This is a genomic window from Shewanella khirikhana, assembly GCF_003957745.1.
GTDB lineage: Bacteria > Pseudomonadota > Gammaproteobacteria > Enterobacterales > Shewanellaceae > Shewanella > Shewanella khirikhana.
In genome coordinates, this window is record NZ_CP020373.1 from 1,771,388 (window position 1) to 1,797,337 (window position 25,950).

Sequence of the window (25,950 nt, forward strand, 5' to 3'; positions counted from 1 at the left end):
AAAATATTTAAGCGTACACTTGTACTCTTTTTTGTGGTGTTTGCAGAAAGTGAATGTTAGATTAACGACTCTAATGCCAAGCCCTATCCCAAGAGTTCATCATGCCGTCAATGCAAGCCAGCAGCGTATCAGATCCTGCTCCCGTTAATGCTCCGAAAAATGCCTCCTCGGATGCTTATGGCAACGCCAGCCAAGCCGCTTATTGCGAGCGGGAAGAACTGGCCAACACCTTAAGCCACGGCATTGGCGTGCTGGCGGCGCTGCTTGGCACAGCGGCCATGTTGTATGACAGCATCGGCCATTTGAGTTTGCTGCAAACCTTCGGCGTTGGCCTTTATGGCCTGAGTATGGTGCTGCTGTTTGCCTGCTCTACCGCCTATCACTGGGCCAAATCACCTGCACTTAAGCGCAAACTCAAACTGTTTGACCACTGCGCCATTTATCTTTTGATTGCCGGAACTTACACACCGTTTGTACTCATTACCCTGGAAGGCGTCGGTGTCGATTGGGTACTGGCTGCCATCTGGTTACTTGCGCTTGGCGGTATTGGATTCAAGCTTTTGTTTTTACATCGCTTTAAAGCATTCAGCCTGGTGCTGTACCTTGCAATGGGCTGGTTGTGTGTGGCGGTGCTCGACAAGATGATCGCCGGCATGACCGACACTGGCTTTACTCTGCTGCTCACCGGCGGCCTGTTTTACAGCCTGGGGGTGGTGTTTTATGCGGTTAAACGCATTCCCTTTAACCATGCCATTTGGCACCTGTTTGTGCTTGGCGGCGCCATCAGTCACTTCCTGTGCATTTACCTCACGGTGATCCCCAAGGGCCAGTAAGCAAAGGTTAAAGTACCAAATGGCATAAAAACTGAGACGCAAATGCAGTTCCTCTTCATGCCAGTGGTTTGCCAAACACCTATACTCGCCAGCCTGTTGTTCACCGGTGTGCTAGCTGATAAAGGTACTCTGTTGGCGCCCAGCTGCTCTGTGGGCGCTCAGTGCTAGTGAAAATCCCGCGAAGCCACTTTGAGGCTATCGAGCAAATGCGAGATATCCTCAAGCCGACCTGCCACCACATGGGTCACGCCATCGGCATGTTCCACTGTGCCATTTACTTTCAAAATTGTTGATGTCAAATACGGCTTTCGCTGCGCCCTTGCTGTGCCCATCCACACTATCAGGTTAGTGTTGCCAGTCTCATCTTCCAGGGTAATAAAGGTAACGCCAGATGCAGTGCCGGGTCGCTGCCTGCCGGTCACCACACCGGCAACAGTTACCAGCTGCCCATGACGGGTGTCCTCAAGCGCTTTTGCTGTCAAAGTTTTTCCAAGTAAACCAGCAGTTCGCAACAATGCCATCGGATGTTGCCCCAGACTTAGCCCCTTGCTGCGATAATCCGCCTTGAGGCACTGCACCGCATTGGGGGCATCAAGACTTGGCTCTGCGCCCCCTGGCAGCAGCGGCTCTGGCAAGTCATCAAACAGCGGCAGGCTTGTCTGGCGGGCCGACAATTGCCAGCGGCTTTGAAATCGGTGGCCACTGAGTAACCTGAAGGCATCGGCAGCAGCAAGCAGCTCCAAAGCGTGCCTGTCGAGCAAGACGCTGACCTCACTCAAGTGCGCAAAACCCGCCGCTGGGCGAGCGGCAACCAGCCTTTGCATAGCCTGCTCTTTCAAGCCCTTAACCTGCCTGAATCCGAGCCGTATCCCAAAGCCGGTGGCGGTTTTCACCAGGCTGCTGTCCCACTGGCTGTGATTGATACACACATCAAACACCTCCACTCCATGACGGCGCACGTCCTGCAACAGCTGCGATGGGCTGTAAAACCCCATCGGCTGGCTGTTCAGCAGCGCGCAGCAAAAGGCCGCCGGGTAGTAAAACTTAAGATAAGCAGAGACATAGGCTAACAGCGCAAAGCTTGCCGAATGGGATTCAGGAAAGCCATATTCGCCAAAGCCCTGAATTTGGCGAAAGATCTGTCGGGCAAAGTCTTCGCTGTAGCCCCGCGCAGCCATGCCATCCAGCAGCTTTTGCTCGAAGGGCCACAGCTTGCCGGTATGTTTCCAACTGGCCATGGCCCGGCGCAGCGCATCCGCCTCACCACCACTGAAACCTGCGGCCACCATGGCAAGCTTGATCACCTGCTCCTGAAAAATCGGCACCCCCATGGTGCGCTCAAGCACGGCTTTGACTGCCTCGCTGGGGTAAGTCACCGCCTCCAACCCTTTGCGGCGCCTCAGGAACGGATGCACCATGTCACCCTGAATTGGCCCAGGGCGCACAATCGCAATTTGAATAACCAGATCGTAATAGCATGCAGGCCTGAGCCTTGGCAGCATGGACGTTTGCGCCCGGGACTCCACCTGAAACACTCCCATGCTGTCGCCGCAGCTGAGCATATGATAGACATTGGGATCTTCGGCTTTGATTGACCGCATGCCAAAGGGCTGCTGATGACGACTGATAAGCTCGAAACACTTACGAATGGCAGTCAGCATCCCCAGCGCCAGCACGTCCACTTTCAGTAGCCCCAGCGCCTCCAGATCGTCCTTATCCCACTGGATCACGGTTCTGTCTTCCATGGCGGCGTTTTCCACCGGCACCAGCTCGGCCAGCGGCCCGGCGGAAATCACAAAGCCGCCTACATGCTGGGATAAATGACGCGGAAAGCCGAGCAAGGACTGCACAAGGTAGCCAAACATGTCGGCGCCAGGCAACTGTGCGGCCAATTGTTCGCGCCAGGGGTGACTCGGATCGCGCCTGTCGATGCCCTGAATGAGCCTTGCCACCAGCTCTCTGTCCAGCCCCAGCACCTTGCCTACTTCCCCCATGGCGCTTTTCAGCCGATAGGTGATCACACTCGCGGCCAGCGCCGCCCGGTGGCGGCCGTACTTGCGATAAATGTATTGGATCACTTCTTCGCGGCGCTCATGCTCAAAGTCCACATCGATATCCGGCGGCTCGTGGCGTTCTTTGGAAATAAAGCGCTCAAACAGCATATTGACCCGGGTGGGATCCACTTCGGTGATCCCAAGGCAAAAACACACCACCGAATTGGCCGCCGAGCCGCGACCCTGATGCAAAATCCGCTTGCGTCTGGCGAAGCGGACTATGTCGTAAATGGTGAGAAAAAAATACTCATATTCAAGCTCATGGATAAGCTTAAGCTCGGCCAGGTACTGGCGTTTTACCGCTGCTGGCACCGCCAAGCCGTAGCGGCGCCGGGCGCCTTTGGCGACCTCCCGGGCAAGGTATTCACTGGCGTTTAAGCCAGCAGGCACCAGCTCGGCCGGGTACTCGTACCTGAGTTCAGCCATCGAAAACCGGCACTGGCTGGCAATCTTCTGGGTATTGGCAATCCACTCCTGCGGATAACGGCGATGGATGCTGCCAAGGGGCCGCAAGTAATGCTCAGCGTTCTGGCACAAATGCCCTTCGGCTTCATCAAGCCTGAGGCCTAAGCGAATGCAGGTGAGTACATCCAGAAGCGGCTGGCGCGCCGCGCTGTGCATACGCACATCTCCTGCTGCCACGCAGGGGATGTCGCACAAATCAGAGAGGCGCTTCAAATAGCGCTGCCACAGGCTGCCTGCGGCCTCAAGACACTGCTCCGCCAGTAAGTAGCGCCGCCCCTGCCAGGCTGCAAGCTGTTTTGCCAGCCGCTTTTGTGTAGCAAACCACTGCCGCTCGGTCGCGGCAATGTCCGCCCCCGGATTTTGGGGCATAGGCGGTCGCCACAGCAGCACGCAGTCAGGCAACGGCGATAACAGGTCGTCCAGATTGATGCGATATTCCCCCTTGGGGGCCCGCCGCCGACCACGACTTATCAAACGGCACAGGGCGCCATAACCTGCCCGGCTGGTGGCCAACAGCACAAAGGTGCCTTCCGGCAGCCGAAATTCACTGCCCACAATCAGCGCTATACCAGCCTCCACGGCGGCCATGTGCGCCTTGACCACACCGGCCACCGAACATTCATCGGTAATGGCGATGGCACTGTAGCCAAGCCGCGCCGCCTCGGCCACCAGCTCGTGTGGGTGCGACGCGCCCCGTAAAAAGCTGTAGTTACTGATGGCATGAAGTTCGGCGTACATCAAAACCAGCCCTGCAAGTAAAGTCCGGGCTCGCCCTCACGGCGAAACACCCAGCACAGGCCACCTTCATGGTGGCGGGCAAGATAATAGTCACGCGCCGCGCCCATGGGTTTCCCGCTTGGCAAACTCTCGCTTACCTGGCCTGTATCAAGCTCAGTTACGCTTTGAGCCGCCACGGTTTGGCTGCCATGCCACCAGGGTTCACGCAGCCGCTCCGGGCCGCGCAGCAGCTCGACATCGGTTTCTGCAATCGCTTCGGGCGTTACCAAAAGCCAGGGCGGGCGGCAGGCAAGTGACAGCCCTTCTGTGGCAGCATCCTGTGTGGCCGCAGGCTTACTGGCTGCTGCGGCTTTTGTCGCTGTCTCGCTCAGTTCCATCACAGCAGTCGCGGCTTCGCTCGTTGCAGCTTTGTTCGTAACAGGCTCATTGGCCGCTGCTAAGCCCGTAATTGCTAAATCTGTAACTGTTAAGTGCGTCGCTGTTGCGGCTTTTTTATCTGCTGCTGGAGTGATACCGGCAGCTGCTGCGCGTTGCCGCGCTGGCATGGATGAGGTGAATGGCTCTGTTGGCTTAAGCTCTGTTGGCTTAGGCTCTTTTGGCTTAGCCTCTGTCAGTTTTGGCTGGGTCAGTTTTGGCTGGGTCAGTTTGGGCGGAGTTGGCTTTGACTGCTGGCGTGAAGGCTTTGCAGCTAAAGATGAGGCTGACAAAGATGATGCAGGCAAAGCCGTATGGGCAACCGCCACAGGTGCCGACATCGGTTGCAGGCAAAAGCTGTGCTCCGGCAAGAGCGCCTTTCTGGCGCCAAGGCGCTTTACCCTGTCTTGCCCCAATCGGGCTTCGAGCCGGGCCAGCAAGCTCAGGCTGGCTCTGTGACTGTTTTCGATGGCTCCTGCCAGCGGCGCACTTCTGGGGCTAAAGTGACAGCGGTGCAGCGTCAGTGCCACCACGGGCGCGGCCAGCGTAAAGCGCTCCAGTTGCAAACGGCACAGGGCCAACAGGCCATCGGCGGTGTATTCGGCAAAGGGGTATGCCAGCGACAGGCGCGCTTCATGAGCCTCTGCTGTGGGCTGAATCGACTCAGCTTTATCCAAAGCTCTGGATAGCGCACCTGTCACGCTTCCCTGACCGATACTTGCCTCTCTACCAGTGGTCTCGGAGGTTTCTGTGGTCTCTATGGTTTCTGTGAAGGTTGCCCGGTAATGCAACACCAGCTCCAGCATGGAAACCGCCAACTGTCGCTGACGTAAAAACAGCGCAAGCTCGGCAAACATACGCCCAAGCACAAACACCAGGGCATTGAGACTTTCGGCCTCATACATCAGCTCAAGCCGCTGACGATACTCTTCCTGCGGGCAATAAAAGCTCTGGGGATGGGGCTGCTTACCGTTAAGCCTTGCCAATAGCAGCACAAATTCAGGACCAAAGCGGATCCCAAGCTCGGCGGCGGGTAAAGCCTGCAGCGCACCTATATGCTCAAGCCCCATGCCCTCCAAACGAAAAAGCAGCGTCTCAGGCACAGGCAGGGTTGAGATTGGCAGCGCCGATAATTGCCGTGATAAAACCTCTGCTGCGCTTTTGGGCTCAGCAATCGCTTTTGATGCTGATTTTGAAGCGAAAACCTTGAGAGCCGATTGCGACGTTGCAGCCCTGGCAAACACTGGCTGCAGCGTCTTTGATGCCAGACTGGGCCGGGTTTTGGCCAGCATACCCGCTGCCAACGGCGTGGCAGCAAACGCCATGGCAAAGTGGCAGTTAAGTCCTTCAAGCGCGGCGGCCAATGCTTTTGCCAGCGCCGCTTCGCCGCCAAAGAGTTTTGCCATAGAGCCGGTTTCAAGCAGCAGTACATCGTGGCAACGGGCAAAAAACGTATCGGGCTCAGGAGGCGGCACCAGGCGGGCACTGAAACTGTAGCCGTGGCGACACAGCCAGTCGCAGCCTTGCCGGTGCAGCGAGAGATTGAAGGGAAATGGCTGCACATTGGGGCACAGCTGCGCCGCGCTGCCCATGCTCTGACCTGCCATAACCCCGGCATTGGCCGCCTGCGGGCAGGCTTTAAGCACCCGCGCCTTTGCCACATCGTACAAAATAAGTGGCATGGATGGCGCCAGCCCCTGCACATGGCGCAGATAATCCAGCTCCCAATGGGGTAGCCATACACCAAGCCAGCGCATCAACCCTTAACCCAAACAGATTGATGACGGCTAAGCCCGCGGGCCAAACAGCAGCGCTGCTGAACGAACAGGCTCTGCTGAAACAAATGTCTTTGATGGACGCGCAGGCAATCACGGATAAATGACATACATCATCCTCCTGCTCAGGCGCCGCCCCAGGGGCCCTGCACCACCTGCATGGATGGCTGCGGCGGTAAGTAGCGTGCAAGCAGTGGGGAAAGCCCCTCAATCTGCAAACTGTCCTGCGGTTTGCCGCCGCGGCGTTTCAGTAAAGCGAGTTCCAGCCTGTCTGAGTTACCGCCCGGGGTTAACCCCAAACGCAGCGGCAAAGGATTACCCTCAGTGGCGTCAGTCACCAGAATAATGGCCAGACAGCCGCCCTTTTCCGCCGCCAGCTGCAAACGCCGGGCTTCGGTCAGGCTTAAACGGTCAAGCCAGCCCAACAACAAACGGCAGCCACCACTGGCCAGACTCTGCTCCATAGCCCAGAGTCTGTCCTTACGCGCGTTGACATCCACCAGGCAAAAGCCTTCCGGCCGCAGTCCATGTTGCAATAAGTACTGCGGATTCAACTGCCAGGGAGCGCCAACCAAAATTACCGGGGTGTCGTTTTCGCCCTGTATGCACCTGAGCAGTGGCGTTAACAGCAGCATTGACTGCGACCCCGGCACCGGGCAACTCAGTTCACACACCCCATGGCGCGGCCAGCCGCTGTCGGGCAAGGCAGCATCCAGCGTCTCAAAGCCGGTGGCATAACCGGGCTGCTGGCAGGTTTGTTGCCCAAGCCAGATATCCTGGCGGCCAAGTTGTTTGGAAAGCTCTTGTGGACTGGTTTTCATCGGGGCACCTGTGTCTGAACCGGGTTTCGGTATTCAAATCACCAATAACTGTATATTTATACAGTATAGCAGTTCTGACAAACTTGCCAATCCTCTGGGATCTGAATTGGCAAGGTGTATAATGCGAATCATTTTTATTTATAAGTCTGTGCAATTGTCATGAAGTTGTCCCGCCATCACCCCTTTGCCCGCCTGCAATGGCGCCTGTTTGGCTATTTCGGCTCCTCCCTGTTGGTGATTTTGTTATTGGCCAGTCTGATTGAAGCCATGGTGCTGCATCAGCTGTTGGTGCTGCCAAAGGAAACCAAGGCGCAGCTGTCGGTGTTGGCCCGGGAGGCCGAAGCCATGGTGAAACGCGGCTCTCCTCAGGCGCTGGCCGAGTGGGAGGCGGCGCAGTCGTTCAGTTTGCATGTGATTAACAGCCGCCTTGAAGGCGTTAGCGGCCGCCCTGTTCATCCGCACTTTGAATTCAAACTGGGGTTTATGCTGGGGCCGGATCAGGCGCTGGGGGATCGGGTACAAAAGCCCATTATCGGCCTGCCGATTTATGCCACTTTCGATGACAGCGGCCCTCTGCTTTTGGCGGTGCAGCTCAATGCGAATTTGCACCCAGCCAAGGATCTCAGTTACAGCCTGTGGGCGATCCGCTTAACCGTGGGATTGTTTGTGCTGTGGCTGTTCAGTCGCCTGCTGGGGCATTACCTCATCAAACCGCTGGCGACGTTGCAACAGGGCACCCGAGCCCTGGCAAGCGGAAAGCTCAGCACCCGGATCGGCGAGCACTTTTCGGCGGCTGAACCTGAGTTTTATCAGCTCGGCCACGACTTTGATGAAATGGCGGATGTGATTGAACGCACCCTCACCACCCAGGAGCGCCTTATTCGTGACGTGTCCCATGAGCTGCGCACCCCGCTTGCGCGGCAAAAGCTGGCAGCCGATTTGCTGGAGAGCGATCTGGCAGAGTCCTCACCTTACCTTAAGCGGATCCACGCGGAAAACAGCGAACTCAGCCGCCTGATAGACACCCTTTTGGGTTACAGTCGCCTCGCCAGTGGCTATCAGACCGCCCGCTGCGCGCCCTTTAATCTGCACGAGCTGGCGCAGCCACTTCTGGGGGATTGCCGTTTTGAAGCTGCGCCACGCCAACATATCGAATGGCAGGATTTGGCCGCCTGCAAGCATATCGAGCTTGAAACCGACCAAAGTTTGCTGCAGCGGGCGCTGGAAAACCTGGTGCGCAACAGCCTTAAATATGCCGGATCTGAGTGTCATATTCAGATAACCAGCCACTGCGATGATAGCTGGCTCAATATCACAGTGGCAGATGATGGCCCGGGTATCGATGACACCAAGCTCGAAACTCTGTTCCATCCCTTTACCCGCTTTGATGAGGCCCGTCACGCCAGTCAGGGCGGATTTGGCCTGGGGCTTGCTATAGTGCGGGAGTGTGTGCGTCTGCTCGGCGGTGATGTCTCGGCCGGGCGCAGTGAAGCTGGTGGGTTGGAAGTTAAGCTGTTGCTGCCGATGCGGCTTAAAAGGCTGGCCGCTGCCGACAAGGCCATTTAGTATAGGTGCATGAATTGCTTTTGGAAGGTGCGCGGATGTCCAGCCTGAGTCCAAGCCGGATCTGGCATATAGTGACCCTCATTCCTGAGGGTAAGGTGCTCAGTTATGGCAAAGTGGCCGACCTTGCCGGTTTGCCCGGCCGCGCCCGCTATGTATCACGGGCCCTGAAACTGGCACCGGACAGTCTGGCACTCCCCTGGCACAGGGTGATAAACAGCCAGGGAAAAATTTCTTTTCCTAAAGACACTGAGCCCTTTCGGCTACAACAGGAAAGCCTGCGTCTTGAGGGGGTTATCGTGAACCAAGGCAAAATCAACTTGTCTGAATATGAGTGGCGGCCCGATATGGCCACCCTGATATTGAGTCTGCCTTACTGACGCCAAGGAGCTGTATGCGCAAGTTTCTGTTATCCCTCGCCCTGCCACTGCTGAGTGCCAGCGCTTTAAGTATTAGCGCCTATGCCCAAAACTCACTGTCGCCCTTTGAGGCCGACTACAAGGTGCTGTACGGCGATATTGGCCTGGGCAAGGCTCATTTCAGCCTGCCGGCGCCCGAAGGAAATTACTACCAGTACAATTTTACCAGTGAGCTGAGCCTGCTGTTTTTAAGCGATGAGCGCAGTATCAAGAGTAAATTCCGCCGCACCGACCATGGGCTTGAGCCCATGGTGTTTATCCATCAGCGCACAGGTACCGGCAGTGATTTCAGCGAGCAGGTGGCCTTTTTGAAAGACAAGTCCATCGTGCGCAGCAACTACAAGGGCGAGCATGTTGAGCTGCCGTTTGAGAACAAGCTCTACGACACCATGATGGTGCAGTTGCAGTTCCGTCAGGATCTGATTGATGGCAAAGAAGCACTTGAATACCACATGGTGAAAGACAACGAGATTGATGACTACTCATTCAAGCGTATGGGCGAGGAAGTGCTGAATATCGATGGCACCGAGTACCGTACCCTGCGCCTTGAGGTGATCCGCGACAGCAAGAAGCGCAAAACCGTAGTGTGGATGGCGCCGGATCTGGCCTATCTGCCGGTACGCATGACTCACTTTGAAAAGGGCGACAAACAGCTGGATGTACAGCTGACCGGTTATCGCTTTATCGATACCGCGCCCGCACCGCTGGCGGCCAACCCATAAGCGGTAAACAAGCCACAAAAAAGCCGGCAATGCCCGGCTTTTTTAGTCTTTACGCTGTGTCGGCAGTACCCGGGTTATTCGTTTGTATCCGTGTTTGCCACAAAGGCGCCGCCACCAACCACTTCCCCTTTACAAAACAGCTGCCACTGACCGGGCTGCATGATGTTCCAGGCCTCGTTATCAGTTAGTGGCCGGGTAGCTATCACGGTAACCACATCATTGGGGGTGGTTTCCTTGTCAAAATCAATCACCACATCGGTATCAATCAACTTGGCCTTGCCAAAAGGCGCGCGGCGGGTGATGTGGCTTAAGTTGTTACTGCAAAAGCTCATCAGGTAATTGCCTTCCGAAAGGATCATATTAAACACCCCAAGGGTGCGAATTTCTTCGGCAAGTTCTGCTACGTAAGCAAATACAGGCAACATGTCATCGGGGCGCTCATCACCAAAACGGCCAACCAGTTTTTCCAAAATCCAGCAAAATGCCAGTTCACTGTCGGTGTCCCCCACTGGGCGGAAACGACGCACCGCAAACTTGTCTTTATAGTCACTCAACTGGCCGTTGTGGGCGTAGGTCCAGTTCAGGCCCCACAGTTCCCTGTCAAAGGGGTGGGTGTTTTCCAGCGACACACAGCCACGGTTGGCCTGGCGGATGTGGCTTATCACTGTTTCGCTTTTAATCGGGTATGACTTAATCAAGCGGGCAATGTGTGATTCGCTCGATGGGCAAGCATCTTTAAAGGTGCGGCTGCCCTTGCCTTCATAAAAGGTAATGCCCCAGCCATCCACATGGGGGCCGGTTACCCCACCACGCTCAGCAAGCCCGGTAAAACTGAACACAATGTCGGTGGGCACGTTGGCGCTCATCGCCAATAATTCACACATAATCAAGGCACCTGAAGGTCACAAATACAACAACTAACTTATTGTAACTTTGCCCCTTGTTGATGGGAATGCCGCGGCGCTCGAAAAAATTTAAACATTTGTTTGAAAAATGCTTGTGTTCGATCACAGTTGGATTTACTTTTTAATGCGACACAGGTCTGACCACACACTATACTTGTGATCAGGATCGCTTATATGACCCGCCTGGAGAAGGGTTATAAATAAAGGAGAACGAGAGTGACTACCCTACTTTGGAGTATCGCGCTGCTTGTGGTGCTTGGTGCCTGCGCTTATTTGCGGGTGTCCTTGCTGACCGCCACTGCCGCAGCCGCCATTATGTTGACCGCAGGATGGACCTTGGATGTTGTTGGCCTTTGGGGCGGCATCATCTTTTTGGTTATCGCCCTGCCTCTGAATATCAGCAGTATTCGTCAGAGCCTGATCACCCGCCCGCTGCTGAAAGTGTACCGTGGCATCATGCCCGAGATGTCTTCCACTGAAAAAGAAGCCATCGACGCCGGTACCACCTGGTGGGAAGCCGATCTGTTCGCCGGTAACCCTAACTGGAAGAAGCTGCACAACTACCCGACCGCCCGCCTATCTGCCGAAGAACAAGCCTTTATCGACGGCCCGGTCAACGAAGTGTGCCGCATGGTGAACGAGCATCAGGTATCCCATCAGCTGGCTGACCTGCCTGCTGACGTGTGGCAGTACCTGAAAGACAACGGCTTCTTCGCGATGATCATCAAGAAGAAATACGGTGGTCTCGAGTTCTCCGCCTACGCCCAATCCCGCGTACTGCAAAAGCTGGCCGGTGTTTCCAGCGAGCTGGCGTCCACCGTGGGCGTGCCCAACTCCCTCGGCCCTGGTGAGCTGCTGCAGCACTACGGTACTGCCGAGCAACAGGATCACTACCTGCCACGTCTGGCCAAGGGTCTTGAAGTGCCCTGTTTTGCCCTGACCAGCCCTGAAGCCGGTTCAGACGCAGGCTCGATTCCTGACTACGGCGTTGTCTGCAAAGGCATGTGGAAAGGTGAAGAAGTGCTTGGCATGAAACTCACCTGGAACAAGCGCTACATCACCCTGGCCCCTATCGCCACTGTGTTGGGTCTGGCGTTCAAACTGCGTGACCCTGAGCGTCTGCTCGGCGGCGAAGAAGAGCTCGGCATTACCTGTGCCCTTATTCCCACCGATGTGGAAGGCGTGGAAACCGGTCGTCGTCACTTCCCGCTCAACTGTATGTTCCAAAACGGCCCAACCCGCGGTAAAGACGTGTTTGTGCCCTTAAGCTTTATCATTGGCGGTCCGAAAATGGCCGGTCAGGGCTGGCGCATGCTGGTGGAATGTCTGTCGGTTGGCCGCGGCATTACCCTGCCATCCAACTCAGCCGGTGGCGTGAAAACCGCAGCCCTTGCAACCGGTGCCTATGCCCGCATCCGCCGTCAGTTCAAGCTGCCAATCGGTAAGCTGGAAGGTATTGAAGAGCCAATGGCGCGTATCGGCGGTAACGCCTATCTGATGGACGCTGTAACCTCGCTGACCACCACAGGTATCGATCTGGGTGAAAAGCCATCGGTTATCTCGGCCATCGTTAAGTATCACCTTACCGATCGCATGCAGAAATGCGTCATCGATGCCATGGACATCCACGGCGGTAAAGGCGTGTGCCTTGGCCCCAACAACTACCTGGGCCGTGGTTATCAGGCTGCCCCTATCGCCATTACCGTGGAAGGCGCCAACATCCTTACCCGCTCTATGATCATCTATGGTCAGGGTGCCATTCGTTGCCATCCCTATGTACTGGCCGAAATGGACTCAGCCTTCGATAAAGACGTGCGTCAGGGTCTGAACCGCTTCGATGCAGCCCTCTTTGGTCATATCGGCTTCACCATCAGCAACCTGGTTCGCAGTGTGTGGATGGGTCTGACCGGCAGCCGCTTCTCTAACGCCCCTTACGGCGACAAGACCAAGCGCTACTACCAGCACATGAACCGTTTCAGTGCCAACCTGGCGTTGCTGTCTGATCTCGCCATGGCCACCCTGGGCGGTAACCTCAAGCGTAAAGAGCGTATCTCTGCCCGTCTTGGCGACATGCTGAGTCAGCTGTACCTGGCCTCTGCCACGTTGAAGCGTTATCAGGATGAAGGTCGTCAGACTGAAGATCTGCCGCTGGTACAGTGGGCGGTTGAAGATGCCCTGTTCAAGCTGCAAGCCTCTTTGGATGAGCTGCTGGACAACTTCCCTGCGGGTCTTGGCGGCGTGCTGCGCGTACTGCTGCTGCCTTTTGGTCGCCCACTGAAGCGTCCAAGCGATGTACTGGACCACAAGGTGGCCAAAATCATGCAAACCCCGTGTGCCAGCCGTGAGCGTCTCGGTCAGGGCCAGTTCTGGGAAGCCTGTGACAACAATCCTGTGGGTGTTCAGGAGCAGACCTTCAAGGACATCCTCGCTGCCGAGCCACTGTACGACAAGGTGTGCAAAGCCGCTGGTAAGCGTCTGCCCTTCATGTGGCTGGATCAGGTGGCCGGCGAAGGCAAGGCTCTGGGCATTCTGTCTGATGCCGAAATCGCCCTGCTGGAGAAAGCCGAGATTGGCCGTATGAAGTCTATCAACGTAGACGACTTCGACCCAGCCGAGCTGGTGGCGCAAACCACCACTGGCAAGTCTCAGGAGCAAGCGGCTTAAGCACTGCTCCCAGTTAAAAAGGCGCCTTCAGGCGCCTTTTCTTTTGCAGCCAATTCAACTGCATACTCTCTTCATCGAAACCTCAACTATCAGCTATACGCTTGCAGTCACACGCGCCATTTAATTGAATGTGTCTTAATCTGAACTCGCCTTAAGCTGAACTCGAAAAGCGCCAAAGCCCTCAAACCAACTGGGCGTTGGCGAAGAAGTGCGTTCAGCCTTGCTTGCATCTTGATAACGGTTGATTTCAGTGAGGCAGGATGTCGAGAACAGGACTTGGGCAGCAATAAATTAGGGTAGTAATAAATCAAGCTGGGAATAGATTGGAGGGGATAGGTTTAGACAGCAATAGCTGTCGATTGAGTCGATGGCCTTCACAAAAAGTCACCCACTGGGTGGCGCTTGAATGGCCAGGATGTTTACTTCCTCGGCCACTCAGCGGGTAACGTCGTTATTTCATCAGGCTTTCAGCGGCTGATTACCGTCGCTGCCTTCATCACGCAGGGTCGGGCTTCCCACGGTTTCTTCTTCAAAACCCGCATTGGCCTCACTGGCCACTTCCCTGGCAGCCTCTTCCTGCTCACGGGCCAGCTTTTCAAAGGCTGCACGTTCGGCTTCTTCCTTCTCGGCCTGGGCCTTTTCAAGCGCTTCTTTTTCCTGCTGCTCTTTGGCGTATTGCTGCGCCTCAACCGGAATAAGGCTGATAAGCTCGATGCCGGTGGCTGGGATTTCACTGCCGGCGGTGACTATACGCAGCTTTTCATCCTGCAGGTACACCAGCGGCAAAGCACTTTCGCCATAGCGACGGGTGAACTCCACCAAGGTAAAGTTTTCCCGCAGCGGCGTGCTCTTTAAAATGCCGCCCTTTGCCATTTGACTGGCAATTTTGGCGTAAGAGACACCTTCACCGAACAGGCAAAGGCGCTTCATGTAGGCCTCAGACGCCAGATGACGGGCGCTGGAGCCTTCCATGTTGTTCAGGCCATACACCTTCTCGGCGCCAAAATAGTCCTGGAAATGGAAGCTGACCAAAGGATTAAGCTGGCGGTATGGCGACAATACCAGCACCCGACCGATGCCGGTTAAATCGAGATAGGTTTCGGCGTGCTCTGAGGCTGGGTTACCAAAGTACACTGGAATATTGTCCATCCGCGCCAGGCGAATGTTGTCCCAGTTGGTGTCGGCCAACATCACCTTGATGTTTTTGCCTTTCAATAGCTTGGCAAGCTCGCGGGAAAATGCAGAGGCGCCGAAAAACAAAATGCCCTGGGCAGAATCGGCTTTCACTTTCAAAATGCGCGCCCAGGTGCCTGCCGACAGGCTCTGCACCACCACGGTACCGATAATGATCAGAAACACCAGCGGCACTATCTTTTCGGCCCCGGCCACGCCCTGCTCTTCAAGCTTGATGGCAAACAGTGACGACACCGCCGCCGCCACAATCCCCCGCGGCGCCACCCAGCTTAAAAACCACTTTTCCGGCGCCGTCAGATTGGTGCCTATCCCCGACAGCCACACACTGAGCGGTCTGGCAACCAGCATGGCAATCGCCAATACGCCAATGCCGCCCCAACCAAGGTCCATCATCGCCGACGAATCAAGCCTGGCCGCCAGCAAAATAAACAGCGCCGAAATCATCAGCACCGTCAGGGTTTCTTTAAATTCAAGAATATCGGCAATATCAACACCGCGCATATTGGCAAGCCAGATGCCCATCACGGTAACTGTCAGCAGCCCCGACTCTTCCTGCAGCAGGTTCGAGCCAACAAAGGTGCCCAGCATCACTGTGAGCACCGCGGTGTTTTTCAGATAATGGGGCAAGAGATCGCGCCTGAGCACCCAGCCAACCAGATAGCCCATAGCAGCACCAAAGCCAAAACCCAGCGCCAGAATGGAGCCGAATGACATCAGAATATGGCTGGTGGCATTTTGCGAAGCGGCAATGTACTCGAATACCAGCACCGCCAGCACCGCGCCTATGGGGTCTATCACAATGCCTTCCCAGCGAAGAATACTGGCAAGTTGTGACTTGGGCCGCACACTGCGCAGCATAGGCACAATCACAGTGGGGCCTGTTACCACCACCAAGGCACCGAATAACCATGCCAGCGCCCAATCAAAGCCCATAAAGTAATGGGTCGCCAGAGAAATCGCCACCCAGGTCACGGCCATGCCTATGGTCACCAGGTGGGTCACCATTCGGCCATAGTCTTTGATTTCTTTAAAGTTAAGTGTGAGTGAGCCTTCAAACAGAATGATGGCTACCCCGAGTGAGATCATCGGAAACAGCAGATCGCCAAAAATCGCGTCCGGTTTCAAAAAACCAAGCCCCGGCCCAAGCAGCAGGCCACAGAGCAGCAAAGGTAAAATAGCCGGGAGCCTCAGCTTCCAACCCAGCCACTGGCAAAACAACGAAAGCACCCCAATGAGCGCCAGAATGCCGGTGATATGTTCAACCATGTATTAGTCCTTGAACGGAATATCCCTGAGAATTAAGACCACGTTAACAGCTAAACGTGCCAATCACATCTTATCTGTTTTTAAGCAGAGTGCCATCAGTCATAACAGACTGATTGGGCAGGAAGTGTAAACGAGCAGCTCGGCAAATGGCATCACACTGCCCGGTGAAGGCTGCGGCAAAGTGCACGACCTTGTAACCCATTGCGCTAGCCGCCTCAGTCAGCTTCAGGCCTTAAATCGTCGAGCACCTGCCGATGTTATCAGCATGTTGTAATTCAAGGCGCTGGATGGTAGCGTTGCCGGGACTTTTGCGGGGGGCGCGCGGTAAATAGAATATGTCAGCGGTAACAAGAATCATCGTATACCTGATACTGTTTGGTCTGCACCCGGTACTTGTGTTCGCCTCCCCGCAAAAAATAGCCCAACATCTGGACTTCGATGCAGACAACATTTCTGCGTTGCTGTTTGATAAACAGGGGTTTATGTGGCTTGGGACCCAGGATGGACTCTACTTTTACGATGGCTATCAAATTGAGAAATTCAGGCCAGATGTCAACGAAAACGGCGCCATTGCCGCACTGGATATCCGCAATCTTTATCTCAGCCGCGACAACAGCCTGTGGGTTTCTACCAATAGCGGTGGTCTGAGCCGCTTCAATGCTGATAGTCGAACCTTTACCAACTACCGACACAATTCAGAAGATAGCCACTCCCTCTCCAATGACAGTGTTTATGACGTGATAGATGGCCCTGATGGTAGCCTTTGGGTTGCGACTCAGATTGGATTGAACCGGCTGCAACCGACGAGCGGCGAAATCCGTCGATATATGAAACACGATGCCGACACAGGTTCCCTGCCCTCAAATTACATCTACAGACTTTTTGTCGACAGCAAGCAGCGGCTTTGGCTGGGCACCATTGGCGGCGGCCTGGCATATTGGGCCGGTGACAAGCAGGGTTTTGTCAGCGTGGCACTCCCGGATGGGATCAAGGATGTGTTCGCCATTGTTGAGCAAACCGGACAATATCTCTGGGTTGGCACTCGTCAGGGGTTGCTGAAAGTAAGTCTGGACACTCTGGACGTCAGCCGGGTGCAACTCCTTGGTACCGACCAAGAGGAATGGATGATTATCGCACTGCATCTCGATGCCAATCAGTTGGCTATGGGAACCTTCGGTCATGGATTGCAGTTTTATAACACCGACAGCAACCAGCTTGTCCGCAAAGAAACCGCAAGCGCAGCAGATACTGTAACCAGCATCATCAGGGATGGCTCCGGCCAGCTGTTTTACGCGACCTGGGGACGGGGGGCATACCAACTCGACGCTACCGTACCCAGCTCATCGGTAAGCGGCGCCTGGCACGGCTTATCCAATGTCACGGCGGTCCATGTACCTCCCGGCGGCCAAAAAGCCTGGGTAGGCTCTTTCAGCCATGGCTTGCATTGGCTGGATTTTTCTACCCAAACCCTGCACCCCTTTACGCCGGATACAGCGGCAAGACACCTTAACGGCGTAACGAGTCTGGCATCAATCGCAGAAGACGAGCTTTTAGTTGGTACATCCGAAGGCCTGTGGCACCTGGCTGTCGATGGCACGGTCAAAGGCCATTTCTCCTATAACTCAGAGCGGCCAGATTCTATCGGAAAGGGTTTTGTGAGGGTCGTGCATCCAGACGAAGATGGCCAAGTCTGGGTAGGCGTTGGCGGTGACGGCCTCTACCAATACCATCCAAAAACAGCCAGTTTTAAAGCATTTAAGCACGACCCGGCCATCCCCCATTCCATCAGTGGCAACTACATCACCGCACTATTGGCAGATGGCGACTACCTTTGGGTAGGTACCCGTTCAAATGGGCTTAATTTGTGCCAGAAAGTCACCATGGCTTGCCAGCGTCTGCAGGTCAGCAACACTGGCCTGAGCCACTATTACATTACTGATATTGCAAAGGATAACCAAGGTACCGTTTGGGTGGGCACCGATGGCGGCGGCCTACATAAGGCGGAGTTCCAGCAAAGCGGCGACGTCATAGAGGTGAAGGTGACTCCAGAGCCCGCTTTGGCTGCCGATTCAATTAAATCCATTTCGTCAGGCACATCAAATGAGGTTTGGGTTGCCAGCAGCGACGGCCTGTATAACCTTGATTTGAGCGAGCAAGTTTTTCATCGTGTACAGGACACTAACCTCAACAGTGCCGGTGGCTTTTCTCAGCGTGCTCGCTCACGCAAAGACGGCGTCAATTTGTTTGGCACCAATAATGGGCTGTACCTATTTTCGGGCTCTCTTCATCCTGAGCCTCAGACGCGCTTTCCCATCCGTTTTACCCGCATACTTTCAGACAGTTTGACACACCCACTCCTTTCCTCAGCGATTCAAGAGCCATTTGCGCTTTCTGTACCCTGGGGCGGCTGGCTGAACCTGGAATTTTCGCTGCTGGACTATGGCTCATCAAACCACAGTTACCAATACCGTATGTCCCGAGACAGCGAGTGGATAGCGTTGAGCAATATGCATCAACTCAACTTCTATAGACTCGCCCCCGGAGTCCACCAGCTGGAGGTGCGTGGTAAAGGTCGAAACCAGATTTGGAGCCAGCCTGCAAGACTGGATCTCACTGTCGTCCCGCCCTGGTGGCGCAATACAAGCTATATCGGCTTGATATTGGTGTGTATCGCATTGATTGCCATCAGCTATCACAGGTTTCGTATGGCAAAGTGGGAGCGGTATAGCCGTCGTCTCAATGCATTAAAAGAAGAGAACCTGGCTGTTATCGCGCAGCTTGAGCAAAACGAGCAGCGCCTTAAGTCGGCCCTTGAAGGTATGCGCAGTCTGGCCACCCGCTTACAACACGCTAAGGAAGAAGAGCGAAAATCCATATCCCGCGAGCTGCATGATCAATTTGGTCAATCCCTCACAGCCACCCAAATAAGCCTGCAGCTCTTCAGGCGTCAGCACCCCAACGACAGCGGACTGATTGACACCTGCATTGGCACTATCCAATCGATGATCAAACAGGTGCGTGCCATCTCGTTCGATTTACGCCCAAGTCTTCTGGATGACGTCGGCTTGGTGGCAGGCCTCAACCGGCAGCTGAGTAATATGTCAGCGTCGCTGCCAAGGCCTATTGCGTTTAGTGCCGATGAGCAGTTCCCAAAACTCAATCCCGAACTGACTACCACCCTGTTTCGGGTGATCCAGGAGTCTGTTACCAATGCCATTCGTCACGCACATGCCACAACGATAGCTGTGCGGCTTTACACCAGGGACAACACAGTGACGGCGGAAATTTCTGACAATGGCATTGGCTTTAACCCCGATGATATCAACACCAAAATCACAGAGGGCGGCCATCTTGGGTTGCTTGGGATTGAAGAGCGGGTCAAGTCAATGCAAGGTCATCTACACATTAAGGCTGCACCCAATAGCGGCGTTTTCATTTCAGTTGAGTTTCCCTATGAACACTAATAACAGCGTGGTCCTGGTCGACGACCATGAACTGGTTCGAGCAGGCATTCGAACCTTGCTGAACACCATCGATGCTATCGAAGTTATAGGTGAGTGTGGTGATGGCCTGGACGCCATCTCCATGGTGAAGCGATTGCAGCCAAATCTGTTGGTGCTGGATATCTCTATCAAAAGCTTAAGTGGCATGGAGGTGGTTAAGCAGATTTCAGCCCAGTCCATACCGGTGAAAATCCTTATCCTCTCGATGCACAACAATGTGGAATATGTGGCTAAATGCCTGAAAGACGGCGCTGATGGATATCTGCTTAAAGACGCCGCCGTGGATGAATTGGAGCCGGCCATCAGAAAGGTGTTACAGGGTGGCAACTACATCAGCAAAGAAATCGACATCAGTTTGCTGGATAAATTATTAGCCACGAATCAGCTTATCCCCTCCCTGCTTGAACTCTTAACCAGCAGGCAAAAACAAATCCTGCGGCTCATTGCCGAAGGCTACTCCACTCGACAAATTGCTGAATCTGTCTGTGTCAGTATCAAAACGGTGGAAACACACAGAGCCCATATCATGGCAAGGCTGCAAATCTTTGATATTGCCGGTCTGGTTCGATTTGCTTTAAAGGAAAAACTGATCCCCTGAGTTAGATGCTGCGAAATTCCATAAGCTTCAACCTGAGTCCGCAGGCCATTTGCTGTGTCCATTTTTGCTTTTCACCGATGGCTGTTTACCTACGTATAAATCAGTTCCCCGATACACTGTGTAACATTATGCCAACAAATGCAGAGCAGCATATGTGATTGAAATTATGTGAGTTTAATTCTTAATAACTGAAACACTTAAAGGTTTATTCGTCTGCATTATGAGATAAACGCGACTCAGACCCGCAATTAAAACAGCTTTTTTGGAGCAACATAAAAATCACAATAACCAGGCCAAGCACCAATATGACGGCACACTTAAGCATCTACACCCACAAATCCAACGCTGAGCCACCACATCTAACCACTACGCAAGACTAATCCCACCGAATCACCCAGAGCAAAACATTCACAAAAAACAGCATTTCACTCTACTACCCAGATCCTGTTTTGCCGTTTCGAAAAATCAGGGATTCCCTGATATCTGAGCAAAATCCGAATTGCTAGCGTGACAGCAGGTAGTCGCTCTACCGAAAACTTGAACATGTCACAACAAGGATACTCTATGAAACTCAAGCCACATCTGATGGCGCTGCTGTCTGCGCTGATACTGCTTGTGCCGGCATCACATGCCGCAAAACTCAACCCGCAAAATTTAAAACAGCTGATCTCCGAGTCTGAAAGCATTTTGTCCGGACAGGTGCAAAGCGTAACTGACGGCGTCACCGAGCAGGGGCTCCCCTACACCCAGGTCACCATTAAGGTGAATAGCGCCGCCAAAGGGAAGCATGAAAAGAACTCGCTCTACACCTTCCGCCAGTTTGGATTGACCAAACCCCGCACCATGGCCAATGGCAAGCAAATGCTGGCGGTCGCGCCTGAAGGGTTTCCGCGCTGGAACGCCAATGAAACCGTGATTGTGTTCATGCATCAGGCGGCAAAACTGACGGGGCTTCGAACCACTGCCGGCATGGCCAATGGCAAGTTTGTCATTCAGGGGGGCAAAGTCAGTAACGAGTTTAACAACCGCGGCATTTTCGACGGAATCGAGTTTACTCAGGGGCTTTTGTCAGAGTCCGAAAATACCATGTTGAAGACAAGCGGCGCCGTAAGCGCTGCCGACTTTATGAGTCTGGTGGGCAAAGCCGTCTCTGAGCAGTGGATTAGCAATGGGAAGATGAAATAATGAAAATCAAACAATTAAGTGTTGCCATCATAGGTTTGCTGAGCGCAGGCACAGCATTGGCCGCAGGTCCTTTATTAACCACAGACGATGGCACTCCCACTCCATTACTGTGGGATACTTCCAAAGGTGCGATTCCCGTTTATGTCGATGGTGGCAATGCCTTCACCTATGATTACGACGGCAGTGTGTTCCTCTCAATTGAGCGGGCCCAGGAAATTACCCAATTTGCCTTTGATCAGTGGAACAATGTCGAAACCTCCACCTTCCGCGCCGAAATAGCGGGAACCATCGAGCAACAAACCGGCATTGCCGACGTGACCGGCGCCAACGCCGCCGAGATCTATACCAAGGAAAATGGCTACGGTTTCTGGGTATTGTACGATACCGACGGCAGCATCCTCGAAGACTTCTTCGGCGTACCCAAGACTGCTGTACTGGGCATTGCCTTCCCTGAAATTGCCGATGCCAACAATGTAATTATTGAAGCCACTGCCGTGCTTAACGGCTGGAACGTCTACGTTAACGATACCGAAGGCAACCAGGTTGCCGGTGTCTTCACTCACGAGTTTGGCCATGCGATTAACCTGTCACACTCGCAGACAAATGGTCAGCTGGGCTACATCAGCAACACCTTTGCCCCACTCTACCCAGGCGTTGCCGGTTGCGGTGTAGAGCCGATACACGCCTATAACTGGCCTGACTGGTACGGCCCTACCAATCCGGCTGATCCAGAAATCATTGAAACCATGTTTCCCTTTATCAGCCACAATGGCGCCGGCGGTGTAGCTCAAAGCACCGTGAATGTGCTGGATGATAAAGTCGCCATTTCCAACCTCTATCCAACTGAAGCCTACAAAACCGGCTTTGGCTCCATTGAAGGCACACTGCGCCTTAAAGATGGCCAAACCGAGTACAGTGGCGTGAATATCATCGCCCGTAACCTAAATAACCCCTTGATGGATGCGGTATCTGCCCAGTCAGGCTACCTGACCCAGGGAAAAGTCGGCCCCGATGGCTACTTCAAAATCAACGGCCTGACGCCAGGTCAAAGCTATGTGCTTTATACCGAAGAAATTAATGTGGGCGGCTATCCAACCCAGCAGATGCCCATAGTCTCTGTCGCCGAGTACTGGAACGAGAATGAAGGCAGTAATCCTGTCTCAGATAACAAGTGCGACTTTACCCCGATTGTCGCTGAAGCGGGCAAGACCAAACAGGCCGATTTGACCTTCAACGGTTACGATGATGGTGTCAATTTTCGTCCGATTGTGAACGCCTTCCTGACCGATCTTGCCAAAAACGGCCGCTCATCCATGGGCACCATCATGGGTTATGGCTTTACCTGGGATGAGAACAAAGGCTTCGAGATGCTGCCCGATTACGTGACTGTCGATACCGGGCGCATGAATCGCAATGGCACCAAGCTGCTGGTCAATTCAGATCATGACCGCAATGGTGTCAGCGAGCCGGCAATCTGGTCTGACTCAAAGGGCGTGATGCCATTGGGTGACTTTACCGGCAACAGCTGCGGTGGCAGCTCCCAAAGTGGCACCCAGGCAGCCTCGGCGTGGGATATCGACGATGCAGGCAACACTGTAGTCGGCCTGGCCTACAAAGATGTCGATAACAATGGCATGTGTTACGAGTACGACAAAGGCGAATTGGTGCCTTTTATCTGGACGCCCAAAAAAGGCATGCATGAACTCGATACCCGCAATGTGGATTGGAGCTGGAGTTCATGGGTCCGCGCCCACGCTGTGTCCGGCAATGGTGAAGTGGTGATGGGCTCCCTCGACGGTTGGGAAGCAGTAGCCTGGGTAAACGAAGGCCCAATGATCAACCTGTACCAGCAGGTCGGTGCCATTGAAGCCAATGCTGCATCTTACGACGGTAAGCAAGTAGCCTTGGGCACACTGCAGGGCAACGTGATGATGTGGGACCACAGTAAGAGCGGAGACGCGGCCTTTACCGACATGGGCGGACTCAAGTGGTGTGAAGACGTGCCCTTTATGCTCTGGGGCCAAAATGCCTGCGAAGAAATGGGCAGTGATTGGGTTCACAGCTTGTTTGGCGAATACGCAGGTTTGGTGCCTTTTGACATGAGCGATAACGGCGACGTCATCGTCGGGCGTGCCGGTGACTTCTGGGCAGGTTTTGTCGGCGCCATTTACATCAAGGAATTGGGATGGATGACGCTGGATGAGTTCTTCAGCAAGCAGGGCGTGATGGAAGCACTCAATACGTCCATGAATAACCCGCTGTCTCTCAGTGCCTCCGGCAGCAAAATGGTCGGCGGCATTGCGGGAGCCATGGTGTCGTATCACGTGGACATGAGTGAGGTTTATGTCTGTGAGAATGGACAATCTGTCAAAACCGGATTCCCGAATGGACTGATTAACAAAGTGAAGTCCGGTGCAACCTTTGGCCGCTGTGAGCACCTTGACTGATAAGGCTTTGGGCGTGGTGCACCAACTGCCCTCGCCCCATTTATCAGCCCCATGAATTAACTGGCTCAAAACAAGGCACATCAGTACGAGACTGATGCATTCAGTTCTCAAGCCGGTGGCCTTCATCATTCGCGACGTGGCTCACTGCCTGAACACTGCCCAAGGCAGGCACCGCAGGCACTGAGACAGTACAAATTATTTTTGGAACAGATATGAAAACAATCACAAAAACCCTGCTTGCCGTTGGTATCGGGCTGGTATTCAACGCCAATGCCGCAGACGACAGATACATTATCCAGGTGGACAGCGAGCATAAAGGCGCCGTAAAAGCCCTGGCCAAAAAACTTGGTGCAAACATCAACACCGAAGGCAAGGCATTCTTTTCTGCCACATTTTCCGGAAAAGACCTCGCTTCCGTGAAGGGCCTGCTGAACAATCCTCACATCAAACTGATTGAAGAGGATGCCAAGCGCGAGCCTCTGGGATACAGCGACGACATTGGCGATCCCCGTGTTACTCAGCTTACCCCTTATGCTGTGTATCAATCCCAGGCCGATCAATTGACATTGCAGGCCAATACTGGCGTCAAAGTGTGCGTAATCGACTCGGGTCTTGACCGCTCAAATGAAGACTTCCTCTGGCAAAATATCACCGGTGATAATGACCCCGGCACCGGAACCTGGGATGAAAACGGAGGCCCCCACGGCACCCATGTGGCCGGCACCATTGGTGCAGCGGACAATGGCATTGGTGTAATTGGTATGGCACCCGGTGTAGAAATGCACATCATCAAGGTGTTTAACTCAAACGGTTGGGGATATTCGTCAGATCTGGCTGTCGCCACCGAGAAGTGTGCTGCTGCCGGGGCAAATATCATCAACATGAGTCTTGGCGGTGGCCGCGCTAACAGCACCGAGGAGAACGCCTTTAAGGAATTCACCAAAAATGGCGGCTTGGTAATTGCTGCTGCAGGTAATGATGGCAACAGCGTCAGAAGCTATCCGGCGGGCTATGAATCGGTAATGATGATTGGTGCCAATGACGCTAACGACGAGATTGCCAGCTTTTCCCAGTTTCCCGCCTGTACCATTGTCTATTCAGGCAAGGGCAATAAGAATAGCCAGCAAATCCTCGACACGACCTGTGTCGAAGTCACGGCCGGCGGGGTAAACACCCTGTCCACCTACCCCGCCGACATGGCGCTGGCATCACTGCTCAGCACTGGCGCAGAGGTCATTGGCTCCAGCGGTATGAGCTATGCAGCCAAGGGCAATGTCACAGGCGATGCATATTACATGGGGCTGGGTTCAACGGTAGATCCCATGGCAAACGGCAAGGTGTGCTTGATTGACCGGGGTGAAATTTCCTTTAACGACAAGGTGATAAACTGCGAAGCCTCGGGTGGTATCGCTGCTGTGATAGTTAACAATGTGGCTGGCATGCTGTATGGCACCCTGGGAGCCGAAACGACTACCACAATCCCCGCCGTTGGCGCAGCCCTTGAAGACAGGGACACACTTCACGGCGCAGCCATGTTGACGGTCGAAATCGGCGGCTCAGATTATGGCCTGATGAGCGGAACCTCCATGGCTACACCCGCAGTCAGTGGTTTGGCAGCACTGCTGTGGTCAAATCATCCGGAATGTAACGGCACGGATATTCGTCAAGCACTGAAAATGACCGCCTATGATGCAGGCGCTTCGGGCAGGGATGATTATTTTGGCTACGGTATCGTGAAAGTGGCTGATGCGCACCAATACTTGTTGGACAAGCGCTGCAGCGCAACTCCCACAGTGGACATTCAATTGACCAGCTCCAGCTACTCCGGCAAACGCGGTGAACAGGTCGAGCTGAATTGGTCCGGCGCCAGCACCCGTAAGGTCAATGTTTATCGAAATGGGGTGGTCATCAGTGCCACTGCCAATGATGGAAACTTCGTTGACACCCTCAATAACCCCTATGGCATCTACAGTTATCACATTTGCGAAGATGGCACAGGAAACTGTTCCGACATCTCCAGCGTGACCTTTAATTAACTGCCGCCCCCTGATTGCAAGAGCGCCCCCGGGCGCTCTTTTTATTGATGTGCCTCATAGCCCAGCCGCAGCAAGTGCGGGACAAAGCATCAATATCTGATCAGCCGGCGCAAGTCTAAAGCCCAAAAACAAAAAAGCCCTGTCTTTACAGACAAGGCTAATTTGACATTGGCGGAGCGGACGGGACTCGAACCCGCGACCCCCGGCGTGACAGGCCGGTATTCTAACCAACTGAACTACCGCTCCCCAATTGATGCTGCGCATATTACCCAGAGCGCGAATTTCGGTCAATGGCTTTTTTACACTTTTTAAACCAAGGGGTTAAAAATCCGCCAGCCTCTGTTTACC

15 protein-coding genes and 1 tRNA gene are annotated in these 25,950 nt (G+C 54.2%); 10 read left to right on the forward strand and 6 right to left on the reverse strand.

What is annotated here, in order from left to right:
- Window positions 1-101 precede the first annotated feature (101 nt).
- Window positions 102-833 (forward strand): PAQR family membrane homeostasis protein TrhA, encoded by a 732-nt coding sequence (gene trhA / locus STH12_RS07730; protein WP_126167013.1) that lies wholly within the window; start codon window positions 102-104, stop codon window positions 831-833.
- 164 nt (window positions 834-997) lie between these two features.
- On the opposite strand, the gene STH12_RS07735 is transcribed toward trhA, so the two are convergent.
- The 3 genes from STH12_RS07735 to imuA form a co-directional block, all read right to left on the reverse strand.
- A complete protein-coding gene (locus STH12_RS07735) occupies window positions 998-4,090 on the reverse strand; it encodes an error-prone DNA polymerase (RefSeq protein ID WP_126167014.1) in 3,093 nt (1,030 codons plus the stop codon).
- Window positions 4,090-6,261 (reverse strand): Y-family DNA polymerase, encoded by a 2,172-nt coding sequence (locus tag STH12_RS07740; RefSeq protein WP_126167015.1) that lies wholly within the window; start codon window positions 6,259-6,261, stop codon window positions 4,090-4,092. Before STH12_RS07740 ends, STH12_RS07735 begins: the two co-directional genes overlap by 1 nt.
- 143 nt (window positions 6,262-6,404) lie before the next feature.
- Window positions 6,405-7,100: a translesion DNA synthesis-associated protein ImuA gene (gene imuA / locus STH12_RS07745; RefSeq protein WP_126167016.1), complete on the reverse strand. Its 696-nt coding sequence runs from the start codon at window positions 7,098-7,100 to the stop codon at window positions 6,405-6,407.
- 159 nt (window positions 7,101-7,259) lie between these two features.
- Between imuA and STH12_RS07750 the strand changes: the two genes are divergently transcribed.
- The 3 genes from STH12_RS07750 to STH12_RS07760 are packed head-to-tail and all read left to right on the forward strand — an operon-like array spanning window position 7,260 to window position 9,804.
- Complete coding sequence (locus STH12_RS07750) at window positions 7,260-8,666, forward strand: HAMP domain-containing sensor histidine kinase (RefSeq protein WP_126167017.1); 1,407 nt, start codon at window positions 7,260-7,262, stop codon at window positions 8,664-8,666.
- Between the two features lie 35 nt (window positions 8,667-8,701).
- Window positions 8,702-9,043 carry an MGMT family protein gene (locus STH12_RS07755; RefSeq protein ID WP_126167018.1) on the forward strand — a complete coding sequence of 114 codons (342 nt, stop codon included), beginning with the start codon at window positions 8,702-8,704 and terminating at the stop codon, window positions 9,041-9,043.
- A gap of 14 nt (window positions 9,044-9,057) precedes the next feature.
- A complete protein-coding gene (locus STH12_RS07760) occupies window positions 9,058-9,804 on the forward strand; it encodes a DUF3108 domain-containing protein (RefSeq protein WP_126167019.1) in 747 nt (248 codons plus the stop codon).
- Between the two features lie 74 nt (window positions 9,805-9,878).
- Here STH12_RS07760 and STH12_RS07765 read toward each other — a convergent pair whose 3' ends face one another.
- Window positions 9,879-10,688 (reverse strand): class II glutamine amidotransferase, encoded by an 810-nt coding sequence (locus tag STH12_RS07765; protein ID WP_126167020.1) that lies wholly within the window; start codon window positions 10,686-10,688, stop codon window positions 9,879-9,881.
- Window positions 10,689-10,925: 237 nt separating this feature from the next.
- Here STH12_RS07765 and fadE point away from each other — a divergent pair, with 237 nt between their 5' ends.
- A complete protein-coding gene (fadE, locus tag STH12_RS07770; RefSeq protein ID WP_126167021.1) occupies window positions 10,926-13,373 on the forward strand; it encodes an acyl-CoA dehydrogenase FadE in 2,448 nt (815 codons plus the stop codon).
- A gap of 459 nt (window positions 13,374-13,832) precedes the next feature.
- Here fadE and STH12_RS07775 read toward each other — a convergent pair whose 3' ends face one another.
- Window positions 13,833-15,833 carry a cation:proton antiporter gene (locus STH12_RS07775; RefSeq protein WP_126167022.1) on the reverse strand — a complete coding sequence of 667 codons (2,001 nt, stop codon included), beginning with the start codon at window positions 15,831-15,833 and terminating at the stop codon, window positions 13,833-13,835.
- A gap of 335 nt (window positions 15,834-16,168) precedes the next feature.
- Here STH12_RS07775 and STH12_RS07780 point away from each other — a divergent pair, with 335 nt between their 5' ends.
- The 5 genes from STH12_RS07780 (at window position 16,169) to STH12_RS07800 (ending at window position 25,602) form a co-directional block, all read left to right on the forward strand.
- Entirely contained in the window at window positions 16,169-19,297 is a 3,129-nt protein-coding gene (locus tag STH12_RS07780; RefSeq protein WP_126167023.1) for a ligand-binding sensor domain-containing protein, read from the forward strand.
- Window positions 19,287-19,934 carry a response regulator gene (locus STH12_RS07785; RefSeq protein WP_126167024.1) on the forward strand — a complete coding sequence of 216 codons (648 nt, stop codon included), beginning with the start codon at window positions 19,287-19,289 and terminating at the stop codon, window positions 19,932-19,934. The genes STH12_RS07780 and STH12_RS07785 overlap by 11 nt, the downstream gene beginning before the upstream one ends.
- Window positions 19,935-20,498: 564 nt before the next feature.
- Window positions 20,499-21,119 carry a hypothetical protein gene (locus STH12_RS07790; RefSeq protein WP_126167025.1) on the forward strand — a complete coding sequence of 207 codons (621 nt, stop codon included), beginning with the start codon at window positions 20,499-20,501 and terminating at the stop codon, window positions 21,117-21,119.
- Entirely contained in the window at window positions 21,119-23,566 is a 2,448-nt protein-coding gene (locus tag STH12_RS07795) for a zinc metalloprotease (RefSeq protein ID WP_126167026.1), read from the forward strand. The genes STH12_RS07790 and STH12_RS07795 overlap by 1 nt, the downstream gene beginning before the upstream one ends.
- A 212-nt stretch (window positions 23,567-23,778) precedes the next feature.
- Complete coding sequence (locus STH12_RS07800) at window positions 23,779-25,602, forward strand: S8 family serine peptidase (protein WP_126167027.1); 1,824 nt, start codon at window positions 23,779-23,781, stop codon at window positions 25,600-25,602.
- A gap of 169 nt (window positions 25,603-25,771) precedes the next feature.
- Here the strand turns inward: STH12_RS07800 and STH12_RS07805 are convergent.
- A tRNA-Asp gene (locus tag STH12_RS07805) sits at window positions 25,772-25,848 on the reverse strand.
- Between the last annotated feature and the right edge of the window lie 102 nt (window positions 25,849-25,950).

Coding starts and splice junctions, on each gene's coding strand:
- trhA (WP_126167013.1), top strand. CDS start 102: ATGCCGTCAATGCAAGCCAGCAGCGTATCAGATCCTGCTCCCGTTAAT.
- STH12_RS07735 (WP_126167014.1), bottom strand. CDS start 4,090: ATGTACGCCGAACTTCATGCCATCAGTAACTACAGCTTTTTACGGGGC.
- STH12_RS07740 (WP_126167015.1), bottom strand. CDS start 6,261: ATGCGCTGGCTTGGTGTATGGCTACCCCATTGGGAGCTGGATTATCTG.
- imuA (WP_126167016.1), bottom strand. CDS start 7,100: ATGAAAACCAGTCCACAAGAGCTTTCCAAACAACTTGGCCGCCAGGAT.
- STH12_RS07750 (WP_126167017.1), top strand. CDS start 7,260: ATGAAGTTGTCCCGCCATCACCCCTTTGCCCGCCTGCAATGGCGCCTG.
- STH12_RS07755 (WP_126167018.1), top strand. CDS start 8,702: ATGTCCAGCCTGAGTCCAAGCCGGATCTGGCATATAGTGACCCTCATT.
- STH12_RS07760 (WP_126167019.1), top strand. CDS start 9,058: ATGCGCAAGTTTCTGTTATCCCTCGCCCTGCCACTGCTGAGTGCCAGC.
- STH12_RS07765 (WP_126167020.1), bottom strand. CDS start 10,688: ATGTGTGAATTATTGGCGATGAGCGCCAACGTGCCCACCGACATTGTG.
- STH12_RS07775 (WP_126167022.1), bottom strand. CDS start 15,833: ATGGTTGAACATATCACCGGCATTCTGGCGCTCATTGGGGTGCTTTCG.
- STH12_RS07780 (WP_126167023.1), top strand. CDS start 16,169: ATGTCAGCGGTAACAAGAATCATCGTATACCTGATACTGTTTGGTCTG.
- STH12_RS07785 (WP_126167024.1), top strand. CDS start 19,287: ATGAACACTAATAACAGCGTGGTCCTGGTCGACGACCATGAACTGGTT.
- STH12_RS07790 (WP_126167025.1), top strand. CDS start 20,499: ATGAAACTCAAGCCACATCTGATGGCGCTGCTGTCTGCGCTGATACTG.
- STH12_RS07795 (WP_126167026.1), top strand. CDS start 21,119: ATGAAAATCAAACAATTAAGTGTTGCCATCATAGGTTTGCTGAGCGCA.
- STH12_RS07800 (WP_126167027.1), top strand. CDS start 23,779: ATGAAAACAATCACAAAAACCCTGCTTGCCGTTGGTATCGGGCTGGTA.